A 17,897-nucleotide genomic window follows, 5' to 3' on the forward strand; every position below is an offset into this window, starting at 1 on the left:
GAGGACGTCCGGGCGGGGCGAGCCGCGCCCTTCCGCCTGGTGGCTGACGCGCCCGACGCCGCGCGCTGCTGTGCCGCGACGTGCCGGACAGCGCCTGGGACGGGTCGTGCGTCGTGCGGGGGGCAGCGGCGCCACGGCACGGCCCCGGTGGCGTCGCCGCATCGCGCGAGTGCGACCGGGCACGAGCTGCGACCGGGTGCCGTGCGATGCACCGCGCCCGACACCGCGGCCTGATCCGCGAAGATCCGGACGACGCGCTCTAGGCTGCGGCCATGACGGACAGTCGGCAGTCCCCGGCGGCAGCCCACGGCGCCCCGCCGCCGCTCCTGCCGCTCCCCCTGGAGTGGGACCGTGCCCTCGCCATCGCCGCCCACCCCGACGACCTGGAGTACGGCGCCGCTGCCGCCGTCGCCGAGTGGACGGCGGCGGGCAAGGATGTGCGGTACCTGTTGGTGACCCGCGGCGAGGCCGGTATCGACAGCCTCGCGCCCGAGCGGTGCGGCCCGCTGCGGGAGCGCGAGCAGCGGGCCGGCGCCGAGCGCGTCGGCGTGGGCACCGTGGAGTTCCTGGACCACCGCGACGGGGTCGTGGAGGGCGGCGTCGCGCTGCGCCGGGACCTGGCCGCCGCCATCCGCCGGCACCGGCCGCAGCTGGTGGTCACGCTGAACCACCGCGAGCACTTCGGTGACCGCGCCGCGCTGAACACCCCGGACCACCGGGCGGTGGGCCGGGCGGCGATCGACGCCGCCGGGGACGCGGGCAATCGCTGGATCTTCCGGGAACAGCTCGACCGCGCGGCCTTCAGGGCGGACCCGGGGAACGCGTCCGGAGCCGGGGAGGACGGGCGGCTCAGCCCCTGGAACGGCGTGCGATGGGTCGCGGTGGCCGCGTCACCCCAGGCCACCCACGCCCAGCCGGTCGGCGAGGACGCACTGCGGCGGGCGGTCGCCTCGCTCCGGGAGCACCGGGCGTACCTGGAGGGGCTCGGAGTGGACCCCGACCCCTACAGCGCCGACCTGGTCCGGGGTGCCGCCGACGCCTCTGCGGGCAGCTTCGACGGACACCGCTGCGTCCCCTTCGAGCTCTTTCCGCGCTGAAGGCGCAGCCGCAGCCCGCGCCGCCCGCGGGGCCGTTGGTCCCGAAACGGACGGCACCCGGTCCCGCCGGAATTCCTTTCCCCGGTCGTTCCCTGTGACGTGTCGCACGCGGAATCCGGTACCCACTAACCTGCTTAGCGGAAATACGGGACAGAGGTCCGGGACCTTTGTCCCGGAGGTGCGGGGAAATGGGCCGTGGGTCGTCCGGGAACTCGGCCGGGACTCCTTCCCTACCCCTGCCGCAGCAGCCGTGCGCCCCCAAGGGGCGGCTCCGGTGCTGCCGCGGAACCCCATGGCCGCCCGCTCCGGAAGGGACCAAATTCCCTTTCCTTGCCTACGGCCATTGCTAGTGGAAAGCACTGTTTGAACCCTCCGGAAATCCCCCCTATCAATGGTGGTGGCGCTCGAGGAAATCCGGCGCCCCCCACACATCGGAGGATTCACCGGAATGTCCCGCACTCACCTGTCCCGCGCCTTCCTTCCCCGGCTCCGCAGCCGGGCCGGAACCCTCACCATCGGCGCCTGCGCCGCGGCCCTCCTGGCCGGCGGCGGGGTCGCGCAGGCGACCGGCAACGCGGACCTCTTCGGCACCAGCAGCTCCACTGAGCTGGCCCACTACGCGGCGGCCCAGGCCGACCTGCGGCAGAGCGGGGCCGCCGCGGACGCCAAGCTGGCCATCGACGGCAAGGCGACCGAGGTGCAGACCGCGGTCGACCGCGCGGCGAAGCAGGCCGAGGCCGAGAAGGCAGCCGAGGCCAAGGCCGCCGAGGAGAAGAAGGCGGCGGAGCAGAAGGCCAACGGCTGGGTCGCCCCGGTCTCGGGCGGCTACACCATCAGCGCGACCTACGGCAACAGCGGCGACCGCTGGGCGGCCGGCCACAGCGGCCAGGACTACGCCGTCTCCACCGGTACCGCCGTGCAGTCCGTGGCCAAGGGCACCGTCGTCAAGGCCGGCGGCAACGGCGCCGGCGACGGCCCCGCCTACGGCAACGCCGTGGTGGTCCAGCACGAGAACGGCACCTACTCCCAGTACGCCCACCTCTCCAACGTGCAGGTCTCCGTCGGCGACCAGGTGAAGTCGGGCGAGCAGATCGCCCGCTCCGGCAACACCGGCAACAGCAGCGGACCCCACCTGCACCTGGAGATCCGTACCACCCCCGACTTCGGTTCGGCCATCGACCCCGCCAAGTTCCTGCGGGAGCAGGGCGTCGGCTGACCCTCACCCGACGACGGGACACCACGCACGAACGGGCCGGCGGCCGGGCAGACAGCCCGGCCGCCGGCCCGCGTCGTGCGGCCTCGGCGCGTGTCAGGAGACGGGCTCCGGGGACGCGACCCCGGAGCTCAGCGCCGCCCGGACGACGTCGGGGTGGTCGGTGATGATCCCGTCGACCCCGAGTCCGGCCAGCGCGAACGCGGTCGGCCCGTCGTTGACCGTCCAGACGTTCACCTGGAGTTTCCGCCCGTGCGCGCCCCGCAGCTCCTGGATCGCGGCCACGTAGTCGGCCGTCACGGTGGTGTGGCGGGGGTTGATCTGGTCCACGTACTCCGCGTGGTCCGCGAGCCGGGCCACCGGCGGGTTGCCCAGCAGCCCGGTCCGCACCCGGGGCGCGAGCTCGTGCAGGGTCCGCACCGAGGCGGCGTCGAAGCTCTGCACCACCAGCGAGGTGCGCAGGGTGCGCGGCGCCAGCCAGCCGTGCTCGCGCAGCTCGGCGACGACGTCGGCCTCGATCCCGGGGTACAGCTCCGGCGACTTCACCTCCAGCAGCAGCTTCTGGCCGTGCTCGTCCATCCGGTCCAGCACCTCGCCGAGCGTGGGTACCCGTTCCCCGGCGAACTCCGGCCCGTACCAGGACCCCGCGTCCAGCTCCGCGATCTCGGGGTAGGAGAAGTCGTCCAGTCCCCAGGGCGCCCGGTCGGGATGGCGCTCCGCCGCGTCGGTGGTGCGGGCCAGGTCGTTGTCGTGCAGGACCACCAGCTCGCCGTCACCGGCGCGCTGGACGTCGACCTCCACCCACTCCACGCCCAGCTCGGCGGCGGCGTCCACGGCCGCCAGGGTGTTCTCCGGCGCGTGCCCGGAGGCGCCGCGATGGGCCACCACCGCCGGCCCGCCGGAGCGGTCGGGAGCGGGGGCGCCCGCGGCGGCGGGCGACGGCTCGCCGGCCGCCCCCGCCGACGTACCCGCGGGGGTGGCTGCGGTCAGGGCGAGGGTGACGGCGACGAACGCCGACCCGAGAGTCGTCATGGCTGAGTGCAGGGACACCGGGAACTCCTTGGGTCGTGGGGGGACACCCGGGGGATGCTGCCCGCGCGCGGTGTACCCATACGGGCGAACGGCGGCCCATCGGCGGAACAGCCGGTGTCCGGGCGGTCGCACCCGGCGTCCGTCCCGCTCGTCGCCGTGCGGTGTCCGTGGCTGGTCGTACCGTGGGGTCATGCGACCCGTTTCCGACATCGAACGCACTGTGGCGCCCCTCGAGGTCGTCAGTCCCTACCAGCCCAGCGGTGACCAGCCGACGGCCATCGACGAGCTGGAGAGACGGGTGCGTGCGGGGGAGAGCGACGTCGTCCTGCTCGGCGCCACCGGCACCGGCAAGTCCGCGACCACCGCATGGATGGTCGAACGGCTGCAGCGACCGACGCTGGTGATGGCGCCGAACAAGACGCTGGCCGCGCAGCTGGCCAACGAGTTCCGCGAGCTGCTGCCGAACAATGCCGTCGAGTACTTCGTTTCGTATTACGACTACTACCAGCCCGAGGCGTACGTCCCGCAGACCGACACGTACATCGAGAAGGACTCCTCGATCAACGACGAGGTGGAGCGGCTGCGCCACAGCGCGACCAACTCGCTGCTCACCCGGCGGGACGTGGTCGTCGTCGCCTCGGTCTCCTGCATCTACGGTCTGGGCACCCCGCAGGAGTACGTCGACCGGATGGTCCCGCTCCGGGTGGGTGAGGAGTTCGACCGGGACGCCCTGCTGCGGCGGTTCGTCGACATCCAGTACGCGCGCAACGACACCGCGTTCACCCGGGGGACGTTCCGGGTGCGCGGCGACACGGTGGAGATCTTCCCCGTGTACGAGGAGCTGGCGGTCCGCATCGAGATGTTCGGTGACGAGATCGAGGCGCTCTCCACGCTCCACCCGCTGACGGGCGAGGTCGTCTCCGACGAGCAGCAGCTCTTCGTGTTCCCCGCCTCCCACTACGTGGCGGGCCCGGAGCGCATGGAGAAGGCGATCGCCGGTATCGAGGCGGAGCTGGCGGGCCGGCTCTCGGAGCTGGAGCGGCAGAACAAGCTGTTGGAGGCGCAGCGGCTGCGGATGCGCACCACCTACGACCTGGAGATGATGCGCGAGATCGGCACCTGCTCCGGCATCGAGAACTACTCGCTGCACATCGACGGCCGGGAGCGGGGGACCGCGCCCCACACCCTGCTGGACTACTTCCCGGAGGACTTCCTCCTGGTCATCGACGAGTCACACGTGACCGTCCCGCAGATCGGGGCGATGTTCGAGGGGGACGCCTCTCGGAAGCGCACCCTGGTGGACCATGGCTTCCGGCTGCCCTCGGCGATGGACAACCGGCCGCTGAAGTGGGAGGAGTTCCTGGGGCGGGTCGGCCAGACGGTCTACCTCTCGGCGACCCCCGGGCCCTACGAGCTGTCCCGCGGCGACGGCGTCGTCGAGCAGATCATCCGGCCCACCGGACTGGTCGACCCCGAGGTGGTGGTCAAACCCACCGAGGGGCAGATCGACGACCTCGTCCACGAGATCCGCACCCGCACCGAACGCGACGAGCGGGTGCTGGTCACCACCCTCACCAAGAAGATGTCGGAGGACCTCACCGACTACTTCCTGGAGCTGGGCATCCGGGTCCGCTACCTCCACAGCGACGTCGACACCCTGCGCCGGGTCGAGCTGCTGCGGGAGCTGCGCTCCGGCGAGTACGACGTGCTGGTCGGCATCAACCTGCTCCGGGAGGGCCTGGATCTTCCCGAGGTCTCGCTGGTCGCCATCCTCGACGCGGACAAGGAGGGGTTCCTGCGCTCGGGGACCTCGCTCATCCAGACGATCGGCCGCGCGGCGCGGAACGTGTCCGGCCAGGTCCACATGTACGCGGACCGGATCACCGCCGCGATGGAGAAGGCCATCGACGAGACCAACCGGCGGCGGGCCAAGCAGATCGCGTACAACGAGGAGCGCGGCATCGACCCGCAGCCGCTGCGGAAGAAGATCGGCGACATCGTCTCGGACATCATCCGGGAGGAGATCGACACCGAGAACCTGCTCGCCACCGGCTACCGCCGACCGGCCGAGACGGGCCGCGGCAAGGCCCCGGTGCCGGGGAGGACGGCACGGGAGCGGCGCGAGGAGGGCGAGCTGACGGACCGGCCCGCCGCCGAGCTGGCCGACACCATCGAGCAGCTGACGGAGCGGATGCGCGCCGCCGCTGCGGAGCTCCAGTTCGAGGTGGCGGCGCGACTGCGGGACGAGGTCTCGGAGCTGAAGAAGGAGCTCCGCCAGATGCGGGAGGTCGGGCTGACCTGACGCGTCCGCGGCGGTCCGCGGCGTGCTCCGCGGCCCGCCGCGGACCAGGGGGCTGCGCCACGGGCGGCCCGGGCCGCCCGTCCGGGGCGCTGGTCGCGTGCGGACGCGCTGACGTAGGGTTTCGAGCGGGTCGTCAGGCCCGAACGACCGACGTGAGCGCGACAGGAGTGGACATCCATGGGCGTCAACTTGTCCAAGGGCCAGGCGATCAGCCTGGAGAAGAGCGACGGCGGCGGGCTCTCCGCGGTTTCCATGGGCCTCGGCTGGCAGGCCGTGCGGCGCTCCGGCTTTCTGGGCAAGCTGTTCGGCGGCGGAGACATCGACCTCGACGCCTCGGCGGTCCTGTTCGCCGGCCGGGAGATGGCGGACGTCGTCTACTACCGGCAGCTGAAGAGCAAGGACGGCTCGGTCACCCACACCGGCGACAACCTGACCGGTGGCACGGGCGGCGGCGACGACGAGGTGATCCTCGTCGACCTGACCTCGGTCCCCGCGGAGGTGGACCAGATCGTCTTCACGGTGAACTCCTTCACCGGCCAGACCTTCACCGAGGTGGAGAACGCCTTCTGCCGCCTGGTGGACCGGACCAACGGCGAGGAGCTCGCCCGCTACACCCTCACCGGCGGTGGCGCGTACACCGCGCAGATCATGGCCAAGGTCAACCGCAAGGGCGGTGGCTGGGAGATGACCGCCATCGGCGTTCCCTCGCAGGGCCGCACCTTCAAGGACCTGCTGCCGGACATCCTGCCGCACCTGTGAGCCCGGGCCGCCCGGCGGACCACGCCGCCACGCCCCACTCCTGAGGCCGGCGCCCGGCGGCGCCCGCCGCGGCACCACGAAGCGGGCCCGGGAGGACGGAGACCGTCCTTGGGTTCTCACGGCCTCCCGGGCCCGCTTCGTCGTCCCTGCCGGGCACCGGCACCGGCGCGCTGCCGCGGCGTGCGCGTCCGTGCCGTCAGCGCACCAGGTCGACCGTGGCCTCGGCCGTCTCCCCGTCGACCGACACGGTCACGGTCACCCGCCCGCTCCGGAGCGCGGTCAGTGTTCCCGTGCCGGGGTCGAGCACCGCGAGGTGGCGGCGTGCGGCGTCCGCCGGGTCGCCGACGTGCAGCGCGGCCGATCCCGACCAGTCCGCACTGACCGGCCACGCGGCGGGCACCTGCCTCGCCCCCTCCCCGCCGAGCGCCTGCTCCACCGTCGCGGTGACCGGGGCGCTGTCCCCGACCGACAGCCGGGCGGGGGCGGCCAGCACCAGGCCGTCCACGTGGGGCCGGGTCCGTACGGAGAGCCAGTCCGGCCCGCCGGGCCGAGCACCGCTCAGCGCCTCGACCCGTGCGGTCTCCGGCACCTCGTCGACGCCGACCGTCGACCAGCCGCTGAAGCCGCCGCGGTCCGGCGGTGCGGACGGGCCCTTGCCCGCGTTGCCGTTGATCAGGTACGGCACGCCGTTGTGGTGGTAGGAGTCGAACAGCCCGACGTGCGAACCGAGGTGCGCCGCGCCCTTCCCGGTCTCCTCCCGGAACCCGGTGAGCCACCGCTCCAGCAGCCAGGCGTCCATCCGGTCGGTGAGGCGGCTCGCCGGCTGCGGCCCGGGGTCCTGCGGCGGCACGTGGGCGATGACGACCACCGATCCGATCGACGCGTCGGAGGCCGCCGCGTCGAGCTGTCCGCGCAGCTCCTGCCACTGCGCGTGGCCGCCGCCGCTGATCGAGAGCGACGAGGTGTCCAGGGTGACGAAGCGGGTTCCCCGGTGGTCGAAGCTCAGCTGCCGCGGGCCGAAGACCTCCTCCCACCGGGCGATCGACCCGCCCATCACCTCGTGGTTGCCGGGGACGTAGTACCAGGGGACGTCGCCCAGCTCCTCCTCGATCATGGCGCGCGCGAACTCCAGGTCCTCGGGCGAGCCCTCGTCGACCCAGTCTCCGTTGATGACGACGAACTCCGGCGCCGAGTCGCGGGCCTCGCGCAGCGTGCGCCGGGCGGCGGCGACCACGTCGCTGTCGGGCGCACGGGCCACGAACTGCGCGTCGGAGACCAGGGCGAAGCGCCAGTCGCGCGCGTCGGTCGCGGCGGCGGTGGTGATCAGCGGGTCGGTCACCGGGCCGGGGTCGGGCAGGTCGGCGTCGGGCGGCGTCTCGGCGACGAGTTCGTCGACGGCGATCTCGCCGCGGTAGGCGGCGTCCGGACGGGTCTCGGCGATGTACAGCCGGTGCACCGACGCCGGGTACTCGAAGCCGTCCGGCACGTCGAACGTGATCTGACGCCAGCCGATGAAGCCGAGGTGCTCCCCCCGCAGCACACGGCTGGTGCCGGTGGCGTCCGTGAGGTGCAGGGAGGGCCAGGCGCCGTTGCCGTCGCCGCGAAGCCAGAGGGTGAAGCTCCTCGGCTGCCCCGCGACCCGGATGTCGCCCCCGGCCGGTGCGGCGTAGGCGGCGCGGGTGCCGGTGCTGCGGTCGAACTCGTAGCGCACCCCGAGCGCCGCGCCCTCCTGGCCCTCCGGCTCGGTGAACAGCTCACCGGCCGCCCGGGCGTGGGTGAACCGCCAGCCGGCGACGTCCTCGAAGTCGGCGACGGTGGTGGCCCGCAACCCCACACCGGCGGAGAGCACGGTGGTCACCTCGCCGACGCGGGCGGTGACGGTGCTCGCCGTGTACGCGTCGGTCAGTGCCCGGACGGTCCAGCCACCGGTCGCCGGCTCCGGCTCGACCGCGACGAGCGCGGTGTCGTAGTCCAGCGTCACGTCACGGGGTTCGACGGGTGCCGAGTAGCCGGCCGCGTCGTGGCCCAGGAGGCCGAAGCGGGTCACGTCCCCGACTCCGGAGAGCGCGAGTCTGCGCCGCGTCGGCTCCAGTCGCTCCAACTCGCCGAGCACGGTGAGCTCAAGCGAGCCGGTCGCCCGGCCCGTGCTCGCGGAGACCACGGCGGGGCCCGGCTCCCCGCCGGTGAAGAGACCGTCGGGGTCGGCCGTGCCCGCCCGTGCGGGCACGCCCGACCAGGTCGGCCGTGCCGCCCCGGCCGGGCCGAGGGTCGCGTCGTGCGCGTGGGCGTCCAACTGCCGGGTGAGGCCGCTGAATACACGGTCCGGTCGGGCGTCGCCCATCGTCTCGCCGTTGGGGGCGAGCGCGGGCAGGGCGCGGGTGGCGACGCGGAAGCCCGTGGCCGCGCCGCCGCCCGCGGGCGCGGTGAGGGCCAGACCGTTGGGCACCACTCGCTGGGCGCCGTCGGAGGGCTTGTTGACCAGGTCGAGCGCGGTCGCCCCCGCCCGCCGGGCCAGCAGTGTGGTCGAGCCGCCGCCGTCCAGGTTGAGGGCCGAGTGGGCACCCATCCGCTCCATCATGACGGCGAGTTCGGTGAGGGTGACGCCTCCGGAGTGCGCCTGGCGGCCGTCGATCACCACCACGTACATGTCGGTGCCGTCCTCCGAGAAGCCGACGGCGGTGCGGGGCGCGGTGGCGTTGTTGGGGCGGCCCTCCCAGTCCTGGGCCTCGCCGTCCACGACCAGCAGGCCGTTGCCCCCGACCGCGGTGCGCGGCAGCTCACCGCCGTCCGCGGACCGCGCGGCGTACTCCATCTCGACGGTGTCGCCCGCCGCGAACGCGGAGAGTGCCACCGCGCCGGCGTCCCGGCCGAGCAGCACGGTCGCCTCGGCGGGCACCCGCTCGCGCCCGGGCTTCTCCGACACCGCGGTCACCCGGCCCTCCTCCACCACGACCTCGGTGACCTGCTGCGCGCCGAGCACCGGCAGCAGCCGGTCGGCCTCGCCCCAGTCGGCCGTGTAGACGCCGATGCCGTCGGCCGGCAGCGAGGCGGCGTTGAAGCTGGTGATGGCCGCCTCGCCCTCCGGGCCGGTGACCTTGCCGTCGAACAGCACGTCGAGGACGCGGCCGGAGCCGTCGTCGTCGACACCGACCACGGTGGTGCGGTTCAGACTGCCGGACTGCACCAGTTCGCCGTCCCGGATGCCCGGGGCCAGCGGGGCGTTGGTGGCGTTGATGTCGAAGAAGTCGGCATTGATCGCGGCGACGGTGGCTCGCCCTGCGCCGGGGTCGTGTGCGGCGGCGAGGTCACCGACCGTCGCCGCGTCGGCGACGTCCTCCGTGGCCAGGTAGTCCACCGAGAGATCGGCGGCGAGGTCGACGGTGACGGTCTGGACGTCCAACCACTTGTCGGACTCCAGCCGTTGCGTCCCGGCGAGCTCGGCGCCGGGAGCCAACGGTCGGGTCGCGGTGGCGATCTCGGTACCGTCGCCGTCGACCACCCCGCGGGCGGTCGGATCGGGTGAGGGGGTCTGGGCGGTTGCCGGGGGGATCAGACCGACGGCGAGCGCCGCCGCCACCGCGGTCGCGGCGAGGGGGAACGCGCCGCGGACGCGGCGCCATGGCTGGCGGGTACCAGACACAGGGTCTCCCTGGGACGTGGACGCGGGCACACGTGTGCGCACCCGGTCGCTCAGAGTCGCAAGGGAATCACAACGGGCACCAGTGGTACGTCACAACGTCCACATGACAGACCAGTGAAAGCTCAGGAGCGCGGAGGTGGAGCGGGGCGTCGTCCCGATGCGCCCGAATACCGCGTGCCGGGCGCCCTCCGCACCCGATCGCAGCAGCGCGCGAACGCCACCGCGCGCCGCCGCTGTTCGGTGTCGTGGCTGCTCACCGCGGTCCGAGGCAGGCATCGGCACCCCGCGAGCGGGAGTGCCCGCAGGGCTGCCGGCCCGCCGGTGCGGAGGGGAGGCGAGCCCTGCCGGGCGGGTCGGCGGAGGGTGGTCTCTGCGCGGAGTCCGCGCGGCGCGGGGCGTGAAGTCGCCCCGGCCGTCGCGCGGTCGGCCGCCCCCACGGTCGCGGGCCGCGTCAGGACTGCGGGCGGGCCACCATGAGGCCGTCGCCGGCGTCGATCTCCAACTCCAGCGGCGTCAGCGGCTCTTCGGCGGGGCCGCGCAGCACCTCACCGGTGGCCGGTTCGAAGGTGGAACCGTGGCAGCTGCACACCGCCACCTCGTCGCGGATGCCGGAGAGGACGCAACCGGCGTGCGGGCAGACCGCGCTGAACGCGCGGTACTCGCCCGCCTCCGGGCGGCAGACGAGGACCTTCTCGTCGCGGTACAACTGGGTGCCGCCGACCGGGACGTCCTCGGCCGGTCCCAGCTGCACCGGCTCGGCCACCCCCTCGGCGGGCTGCGACCCGCCCTCCTGGCCGCAGGCGGTCGCCGTCAACCCGACCGCGCCCGCCGAGACCAGCGCGGCGCCGCACAGCACCGTTCGGCGGGAGGCGCCTCGCGGCGCGGTGGAAGCGGTGCCGCCGCCGGCGGCGGGCGGCACCGCGGTTCGGCGGGAGACGTCGGGACGGCTGACCGGGATGTCGTCGGATGTCACGCTCGCACCCTACGACAGGGGGGCCGGTCCCCGGAACGGGGTCCCGGCCCCCCTGTCGCGTCAGCCGGCCCGCTTGCCGCCCTTGGTCCCGGCCGCCTTGGCAGTGCCGCCGGCCGACTTCTTCCGTGAGGCGGCGGAGCCGCTCGCCGCCCGCTTCGCCGGCTCCGCCTTCGCCGTGCGGCGGGTGGTCCGCTTCGCGGGGACGTCGCCGGTGGGCCCGGAGTCGCTGACCCGGTCACCGAGGATGTCGCGGAGGAACTTGCCGGTGTGGCTGGCGGGTACGGCCGCGACCTGCTCCGGGGTGCCCTCGGCCACCACCTGCCCGCCGCCCGAACCGCCCTCGGGGCCCATGTCCACGACCCAGTCGGCGGTCTTGATCACATCGAGGTTGTGCTCGATCACGATCACCGAGTTGCCCTTGTCGACCAGGCCCGAGAGCACGTCGATCAGCTTGCGGATGTCCTCGAAGTGCAGCCCGGTGGTGGGCTCGTCCAGCACGTAGACGGTGCGTCCGGTGGAGCGGCGCTGCAGTTCGGAGGCGAGCTTGACGCGCTGCGCCTCGCCGCCGGAGAGCGTCGGCGCCGGCTGGCCGAGCCGGACGTACCCGAGGCCCACGTCCTTCAGGGTCCGCAGGTGCCGGGCGATGCCCGGGACCGCCTCGAAGAACTCGGCCGCCTCCTCGATCGGCATGTCGAGGACCTCGGAGATCGACTTCCCCTTGTAGTGGACCTCCAGCGTCTCCCGGTTGTACCGGGCGCCGTGGCACACCTCGCAGGGGACGTAGACGTCCGGCAGGAAGTTCATCTCGATCTTGATGGTGCCGTCACCGGCGCAGTTCTCGCAGCGGCCACCCTTGACGTTGAAGGAGAACCGCCCGGGAAGGTACCCGCGGACCTTCGCCTCGGTGGTCTCCGCGAACAGCCGCCGCACGTGGTCGAAGACGCCGGTGTAGGTGGCGGGGTTCGACCGGGGGGTGCGGCCGATGGGGGACTGGTCCACGTGCACGACCTTGTCCACCAGATCGTCCCCCTCGACGCGGGTGTGGCGGCCCGGCACCGAGCGGGCGCCGTTGAGCTCACGCGCGAGATGGGTGTAGAGGATGTCGTTGACCAGGGTGGACTTGCCCGACCCGGACACCCCCGTCACCGCCGTGAGCACGCCGAGCGGGAAGCTGACGTCGACGTCCCGCAGGTTGTGCTCGCGGGCGCCCACCACCGTCAGCCGCCGGTCGGTGTCGATCGGGCGCCGCTCCGCGGGCATGGCGATCTGCCGTCGGCCGGAGAGGTACTGCCCGGTGAGGGACTTCTCGTTGGTGAGCAGCCCGGCCAGCGGGCCGCTGTGCACGACCTCCCCGCCGTGCTCGCCGGCGCCCGGGCCGATGTCGACCACCCAGTCCGACGCGTTGATGGTGTCCTCGTCGTGCTCCACCACGATCAGGGTGTTGCCGAGGTCACGCAGCCGGACGAGGGTCTCGATCAGCCGGTGGTTGTCGCGCTGGTGCAGTCCGATGGAGGGCTCGTCCAGCACGTAGAGGACGCCGACCAGGCCGGAGCCGATCTGTGTGGCGAGCCGGATGCGCTGCGCCTCGCCGCCGGAGAGCGAGCCGGCGGTGCGGCCGAGTGAGAGGTAGTCCAGGCCCACGTCGACCAGGAACCGCAGCCGCTCGTTGACCTCCTTCAACACCCGCTCGGCGATCTTCTTCTCGCGGGCGTCGAGTTTCATCTCCCGCAGGAAGTCGGCGCACTCACTGATCGACATGGAGGAGATGTCGGCGATCGAGCGGTCCTTGACGGTGACGGCCAGCACCACCGGCTTCAGCCTGCTGCCGTTGCAGGCGGGGCAGGGCACCTCCCGCATGTACCCCTCCAGCCGCTCGCGGCCGGCGTCGCTCTCCGACTCGCCGTGGCGGCGCCGGATGAAGGGAATCACGCCCTCGAAGACCGTCTGGTAGGCCCGCTCGCGGCCGTGGCGGTTCTCGTAGCGCACCTCGATCTTGGTGCGGTGGCCGTACAGCAGGGCCTTGCGTGCCCGCTGCGGCAGCCCGGCCCAGGGGATGTCGGTACGGAAGTTGAGCGCCTGGGCCAGCGCGTTGGTCAGGTGCTGGAAGTACCCCTTGGTCTGGCCGTGCGACCAGGGGTGCAGGGCGCCGTCCTCCAACGACTTCGCCTCGTCCGGCACCACCAGCTCCGGGTCCACCTCCATGGTGGAGCCAAGCCCGGAGCAGTCGGGGCAGGCGCCGAAGGGGGAGTTGAAGGAGAAGGAGCGCGGCTCCAGCTCTTCGAAGGAGAGGTCGTCGTACGGGCAGTACAGGTGCTCGGAGTACATCCGCTCGCGCTGCGGGTCGTTCTCGTCGAGGTCGACGAAGTCGAGCACCACCATGCCGCCGGAGAGCCCGAGGGCCGTCTCCACCGAGTCGGTCAGCCGCCGCTTGGCGCTGTCCTTGACGGTGAGGCGGTCCACGACCACCTCGATGGTGTGCTTCTCCTGCTTCTTGAGCGTCGGCGGCTCGGAGAGCTGGACCACCGCGCCGTCCACCCGTGCCCGGCTGTAGCCCTTGGAGCTGAGGTCCGCGAAGAGGTCGACGAACTCGCCCTTGCGTTCGCGCACCAGCGGGGAGAGCACCTGGAAGCGGCTGCCCTCCTCCAGGCCGAGCACCTTGTCGACGATGGCCTGCGGGGACTGCCGCGCGATGGGGCGCCCGCACTCCGGGCAGTGCGGCTTGCCGATCCGGGCGAAGAGCAGGCGCAGGTAGTCGTAGACCTCGGTGATCGTGCCGACGGTGGAGCGCGGGTTGCGGGAGGTGGACTTCTGGTCGATCGAGACCGCGGGGGAGAGGCCCTCGATGAAGTCCACGTCGGGCTTGTCCATCTGGCCGAGGAACTGCCGGGCGTAGGCGGACAGCGACTCGACGTAGCGGCGCTGCCCCTCGGCGAAGATGGTGTCGAAGGCCAGCGAGGACTTGCCCGACCCGGACAGTCCGGTGAACACGACCAGCGAGTCGCGCGGGAGCTCGATGGAGATGTTCTTGAGGTTGTGCTCGCGAGCGCCGCGAACGAGAAGTCGGTCGGCCACGCCGGTTGGCACCTTTCGGATGGGGGCGGCGAGGGGCCGGAGGCCGCGCCTGGCGCGGGCCGGGGATATGCGGCCCCCCGGGCAGAAGGGTATGACTCCTCCCAGCGTAGGCCGGGGGTCCGACAGAAGCGGCCCGCGCGGGAGAGGTGAGGAGACCGAGCGTACAAGAACAGCTGTTCGATCATGGACCGCCGGGGGTCCGCCCCCGCCCCGACGCCCCGCCCGGACGCTCGCTCGCCCCTCCCCGGCGACCCACCGGCGCCCTCCCGGTCGCCGAACGGGCCGCGACGCCCCCTCCCGGGGCCCCGGGCACCGGTATAGCGTGGTGATCATGAGCCGACCCGAAGCTGACCTCTCCGGTCTCGCCCGCGCCACCGACGCACTCCTCGCCACGGTCCCCGGCCTCGACCAGGCCGCGCTCACCGCCCCCTCCCGGCTGCCCGGCTGGAGCCGGGGCCACGTGCTCGCCCACCTCGCCCGCAACGCGGACGCCCTCGTCAACGTGATGGAGGGCAGACCCATGTACGCCGACGCCGGGACCCGTGACCGCGACATCGAGGCCGGTGCCGGCCGCGCCCCCTCCGACCAGCTCGTCGACCTGAGGGCCGCCGCCGATCGGCTGCGCGACGCCTTCGACGCCCGGCCGGACAACGCCTGGGGCGCCACCGTGGCGTTGCGGAACGGGGTGACCGACTCGGCCTCCGGGGTGCCGTTCCGTCGCTGGCTGGAAGTGGAGCTGCACCACGTCGACCTCGGCGTCGACCGCGACGTCAGCGACTTCTCCGGGGCCTTCACCGACCGCGCGCTCGGCTACCTCACCCGCCGCTACCAGGGCAACGCCGCGGTCCCGCCCGTCGAGGTGCGGGCCGAGGACGGCCGCAGCTGGCCCACCGGCGGGACCGAGGGCCCCGCCCTGGTCGTCGCCGGGAACCCCGCCGCCCTCGTCGGCTGGCTCTCCGGGCGCACCACGGGCAGCGGCCTCACCGCCACCGGTGCGCCGCTGCCCGTGCTTCCCCCGCTGTGAGACGCTGTCCGACCGCCACCGGAGCCGTGATGCTGGAAGGCAGGAACCCATGACGTACACGGGACGGGTCACCGTCGGCGGCCCCGCCGAGGTGCACCAGCTCGCCGGGCTGCTGATCTCCAAGGTGGCCGTGGGCCCCATGGAGAACAACGCCTACCTCCTCCGCTGCCGCGAGACCGGCGAGCAGCTGCTGATCGACGCGGCGAACGAGCCGGAGACCCTGCTGCGGCTGATCGGGGACGACTCCGTCGCCTCCGTCGTCACCACTCACCGGCACGGGGACCACTGGCAGGCGCTCGCCGACGTCATCGCAGCCACCGGCGCCCGCACCTACGCCGGGCGGCTCGACACCGAGGGCATCCCCGTGGCGACCGACGTGCCGCTCGACGACGGGGACGAGCTGTCGGTCGGGCACTGCCGGCTCGTCGCACGCCACCTGCGCGGCCACACCGAGGGGTCGATCGCCCTGGTCTACGACGACCCCCGGGGCCACCCGCACCTGTTCACCGGGGACTGCCTCTTCCCCGGCGGCGTCGGCAGCACCTTCGGCGACGCCGAGGCGTTCCGCACGCTGCTGCACGACGTGGAGACCAGGTTCTTCGACGTGCTGCCGGACGAGACCTGGGTCTACCCCGGCCACGGTGCCGACACCACCCTCGGGGCGGAACGGCCGCAGCTGGCAGCCTGGCGCGAACGAGGCTGGTGACGGCCGAGCCCGCCGACGCCGAGGTCGCGGCGACCTGGGTCGGCCCCCGGCCGCCCCATCCGCTCCGGCGCCACCAGCGCGAGGCGCTGGCCGGCCTGGAGCGGGTGCTCGCGGACGGCCACCGCCGGGCCTGGGTGGTCCTCCCGCCGGGGCTGGGCAAGACCCTCACCGGGCTGGAGGCGGCGCGGCGCCTGGGACGTCCGGTCGTCGTCCTCGGTCCCAACACCGCGATCCAGGGGCAGTGGGTCCGCGAGTGGGCGTCCTTCCGCCCCGAGCCGGAGGCCGCGGGCACCTCCCGCGACCTCGTGGCGGCCGTGACCGTTCTCACCTACCAGGCGCTCGCCACCTTCGATCCGGACGCCGAGGTGGCCGAGGACGGCGCCGGCACCGGCCATCTGCACCGGCTTCGTCCGGGCGGCAGGGAACTGGTGGAGGCCATGCGGGGCGCGGGTGAGATCACGCTGCTCCTCGACGAGTGCCACCACCTGCTGGAGACATGGGGGGAACTCCTCGCCGAGGTGCTGCGGGAACTTCCCTCGGCCACCGTCGTCGGGCTGACCGCCACGCCGCCGGAGCGCCTCACCCGGGCGCAGGCGGAGCTGGTCGAGGAGCTCTTCGGGCCCGCGGTGCGCGGCCCATCGATCCCCGCCGCGGTCCGCGAGGGACACCTCGCTCCCTACGCCGAACTTGCCTGGCTCACCACCCCCACCGCCACCGAGAACTCCTGGCTCGCGGGTGAGGCGGAACGTTTCACCGAGCTGGTCACGCGGCTGACGGAGCCCGGCTTCGCCAGCACCGACCTCCTGCCCTGGCTCGACCGCCGCGTGGTGGAACGCGCAGGCCCCGACGGTCCCGGACCCGCCGGGGGCGCTCCCGCCCCGGTGGTCCCCTGGCACCGGTTCGCCGCGGCGGAGCCCGCCCTCGCCGACGCGGCGCTGCGCCTGCACCACCACGGGCTGCTGGCGCTGCCCGTCGGCGCCCGCCTCCGCGAGGAGCACCGCCACCCGCCCCGCGCCGAGGACTGGGTCCGCCTCATCGACGACTGGGTCCGCCGCTGCCTGCGGGTCTCGGGCACTCCGGCCGACCGGGCGGCCGAGGACGAGGTACGGGCCGCGCTCCCGGCGGTCGGCCACCGCCTCACCGCGCGCGGCGTCCGCCGGGACCGGTCACCGCTGGACCGCGTACTGGCCCGCAGCGCCGCGCGGACCGCGGCGGTCACCGAGATTCTCGCCACCGAGGCGGACGCCCTGGGGGACGGGCTGCGCGCGGTCGTCGTCTGCGACCACGAACGCGCCACCGCCACCCTGCCGGCCCGGCTGGACGGTGTCCTCGACGCCGAGGCGGGTTCCGCCAGGCTCGTGCTCGGCACGCTCGCCGCCGACCCCCGGACCGCCCCGCTCGCGCCGATGCTGGTCACCGGTCGGACCGTCGCCGCCGCGCCCGGCACCGCCGCGGCCTTCGCCGACTGGTGCCGCGAGCGCCGCCGCGACCTCGACCTCGCGGTCCGCCCGCTGGCCGACACCCCCGGCACCGCCGAGGTGACCGGCAGCTGGACGAGCCGCCGATGGGTTGCGCTGGTCACGGCGTTCTTCGAGGAGGGCCACAGCCGGGCGCTGGTCGGCACCCGCGCCCTGCTCGGTGAGGGGTGGAACGCCCGCCGCGTCAACACCCTCGTCGACCTCACGGAGGCGACCACCCCCACCGCGGTGGTCCAGACCCGGGGCCGGGCGCTCCGGTTGGATCCGCGATGGCCGGCCAAGGCCGCCAACACCTGGTCCGTGGTCTGCGTCGCTCCCGACCACCCCCGCGGCACATCCGACTGGGACCGCTTCGTCCGCAAGCACGACGGCTACCTCGGCGTCCCCGAGAGCGGGGCGGTGCTGGCGGGCGTCGCCCACGTGGACGCGTCGCTGTCGCCCTACGCGCCCCCGCCCGCGGACACCTTCGACGCCTTCAACGCGGCCATGCTCGACCGCGCCCGGGAGCGGTCCCGGACCCGGGAGCTGTGGCGGGTCGGCGCCCCCTACGAGGACCGCCTGGGCCACCTGCTGCGCGTCAGCGCCGGCCGCGGCTCCCCGC

The 17,897-nt window shown here is 73.6% G+C and carries 11 protein-coding genes; 7 read left to right on the top strand and 4 right to left on the bottom strand.

All coding sequences use genetic code 11. The annotated features are described in order from the left end of the window. Positions 1-272 precede the first annotated feature (272 nt). Complete coding sequence (locus tag HCJ92_RS13770) at positions 273-1,097, top strand: PIG-L deacetylase family protein (RefSeq protein ID WP_167933865.1); 825 nt, start codon at positions 273-275, stop codon at positions 1,095-1,097. 448 nt (positions 1,098-1,545) lie between these two features. Continuing rightward, a complete protein-coding gene (locus tag HCJ92_RS13775; protein ID WP_167933866.1) occupies positions 1,546-2,313 on the top strand; it encodes a M23 family metallopeptidase in 768 nt (255 codons plus the stop codon). A gap of 93 nt (positions 2,314-2,406) precedes the next feature. Here the strand turns inward: HCJ92_RS13775 and HCJ92_RS13780 are convergent, their stop codons facing one another. After that, positions 2,407-3,342, bottom strand: a complete 936-nt coding sequence (locus tag HCJ92_RS13780) for a glycerophosphodiester phosphodiesterase (protein ID WP_167933873.1) — start codon at positions 3,340-3,342, stop codon at positions 2,407-2,409. A gap of 190 nt (positions 3,343-3,532) precedes the next feature. Here HCJ92_RS13780 and uvrB point away from each other — a divergent pair, with 190 nt between their 5' ends. Both uvrB and HCJ92_RS13790 read left to right on the top strand, forming a co-directional pair. Further along, positions 3,533-5,644 carry an excinuclease ABC subunit UvrB gene (uvrB, locus tag HCJ92_RS13785; RefSeq protein WP_167933867.1) on the top strand — a complete coding sequence of 704 codons (2,112 nt, stop codon included), beginning with the start codon at positions 3,533-3,535 and terminating at the stop codon, positions 5,642-5,644. 177 nt (positions 5,645-5,821) lie between these two features. Then, positions 5,822-6,403, top strand: coding sequence for a TerD family protein (locus HCJ92_RS13790; protein WP_167933868.1), 582 nt, complete (start codon positions 5,822-5,824; stop codon positions 6,401-6,403). A 196-nt stretch (positions 6,404-6,599) separates the two neighbouring features. On the opposite strand, the gene HCJ92_RS13795 is transcribed toward HCJ92_RS13790, so the two are convergent. From HCJ92_RS13795 to uvrA, 3 genes are all read right to left on the bottom strand, one after another. Beyond that, entirely contained in the window at positions 6,600-10,043 is a 3,444-nt protein-coding gene (locus HCJ92_RS13795; protein ID WP_167933869.1) for a phosphodiester glycosidase family protein, read from the bottom strand. 451 nt (positions 10,044-10,494) lie between these two features. Then, a complete protein-coding gene (locus HCJ92_RS13800; protein WP_338054169.1) occupies positions 10,495-11,016 on the bottom strand; it encodes a Rieske (2Fe-2S) protein in 522 nt (173 codons plus the stop codon). A 60-nt stretch (positions 11,017-11,076) separates the two neighbouring features. Further along, the gene (gene uvrA, locus HCJ92_RS13805) at positions 11,077-14,088 is read right to left on the bottom strand and encodes an excinuclease ABC subunit UvrA (RefSeq protein ID WP_167933870.1); all 3,012 of its coding nucleotides are present in this window, start codon (positions 14,086-14,088) and stop codon (positions 11,077-11,079) included. 331 nt (positions 14,089-14,419) lie between these two features. Here uvrA and HCJ92_RS13810 point away from each other — a divergent pair, with 331 nt between their 5' ends. The 3 genes from HCJ92_RS13810 to HCJ92_RS13820 all read left to right on the top strand — a co-directional run. Beyond that, entirely contained in the window at positions 14,420-15,112 is a 693-nt protein-coding gene (locus HCJ92_RS13810; RefSeq protein ID WP_167933871.1) for a maleylpyruvate isomerase family mycothiol-dependent enzyme, read from the top strand. Positions 15,113-15,161: 49 nt separating this feature from the next. After that, positions 15,162-15,818, top strand: a complete 657-nt coding sequence (locus HCJ92_RS13815; protein WP_167933872.1) for an MBL fold metallo-hydrolase — start codon at positions 15,162-15,164, stop codon at positions 15,816-15,818. Beyond that, a partial coding sequence (locus HCJ92_RS13820; protein WP_209311101.1) for a DEAD/DEAH box helicase family protein occupies positions 15,815-17,897 on the top strand: 2,083 nt, incomplete at its 3' end. The genes HCJ92_RS13815 and HCJ92_RS13820, both read left to right, overlap by 4 nt.

This window comes from Streptomyces spiramenti, from assembly GCF_012034385.1.
GTDB classification, from domain to species: Bacteria; Actinomycetota; Actinomycetes; order Streptomycetales; family Streptomycetaceae; genus Streptomyces; species Streptomyces spiramenti.

What these genes read in the sequence shown, in the direction of transcription:
- HCJ92_RS13770 (WP_167933865.1), top strand. Translation starts at nt 273, where the DNA reads ATGACGGACAGTCGGCAGTCCCCGGCGGCAGCCCACGGCGCCCCGCCG.
- HCJ92_RS13775 (WP_167933866.1), top strand. Translation starts at nt 1,546, where the DNA reads ATGTCCCGCACTCACCTGTCCCGCGCCTTCCTTCCCCGGCTCCGCAGC.
- HCJ92_RS13780 (WP_167933873.1), bottom strand. Translation starts at nt 3,342, where the DNA reads ATGACGACTCTCGGGTCGGCGTTCGTCGCCGTCACCCTCGCCCTGACC.
- uvrB (WP_167933867.1), top strand. Translation starts at nt 3,533, where the DNA reads ATGCGACCCGTTTCCGACATCGAACGCACTGTGGCGCCCCTCGAGGTC.
- HCJ92_RS13790 (WP_167933868.1), top strand. Translation starts at nt 5,822, where the DNA reads ATGGGCGTCAACTTGTCCAAGGGCCAGGCGATCAGCCTGGAGAAGAGC.
- HCJ92_RS13810 (WP_167933871.1), top strand. Translation starts at nt 14,420, where the DNA reads ATGAGCCGACCCGAAGCTGACCTCTCCGGTCTCGCCCGCGCCACCGAC.
- HCJ92_RS13815 (WP_167933872.1), top strand. Translation starts at nt 15,162, where the DNA reads ATGACGTACACGGGACGGGTCACCGTCGGCGGCCCCGCCGAGGTGCAC.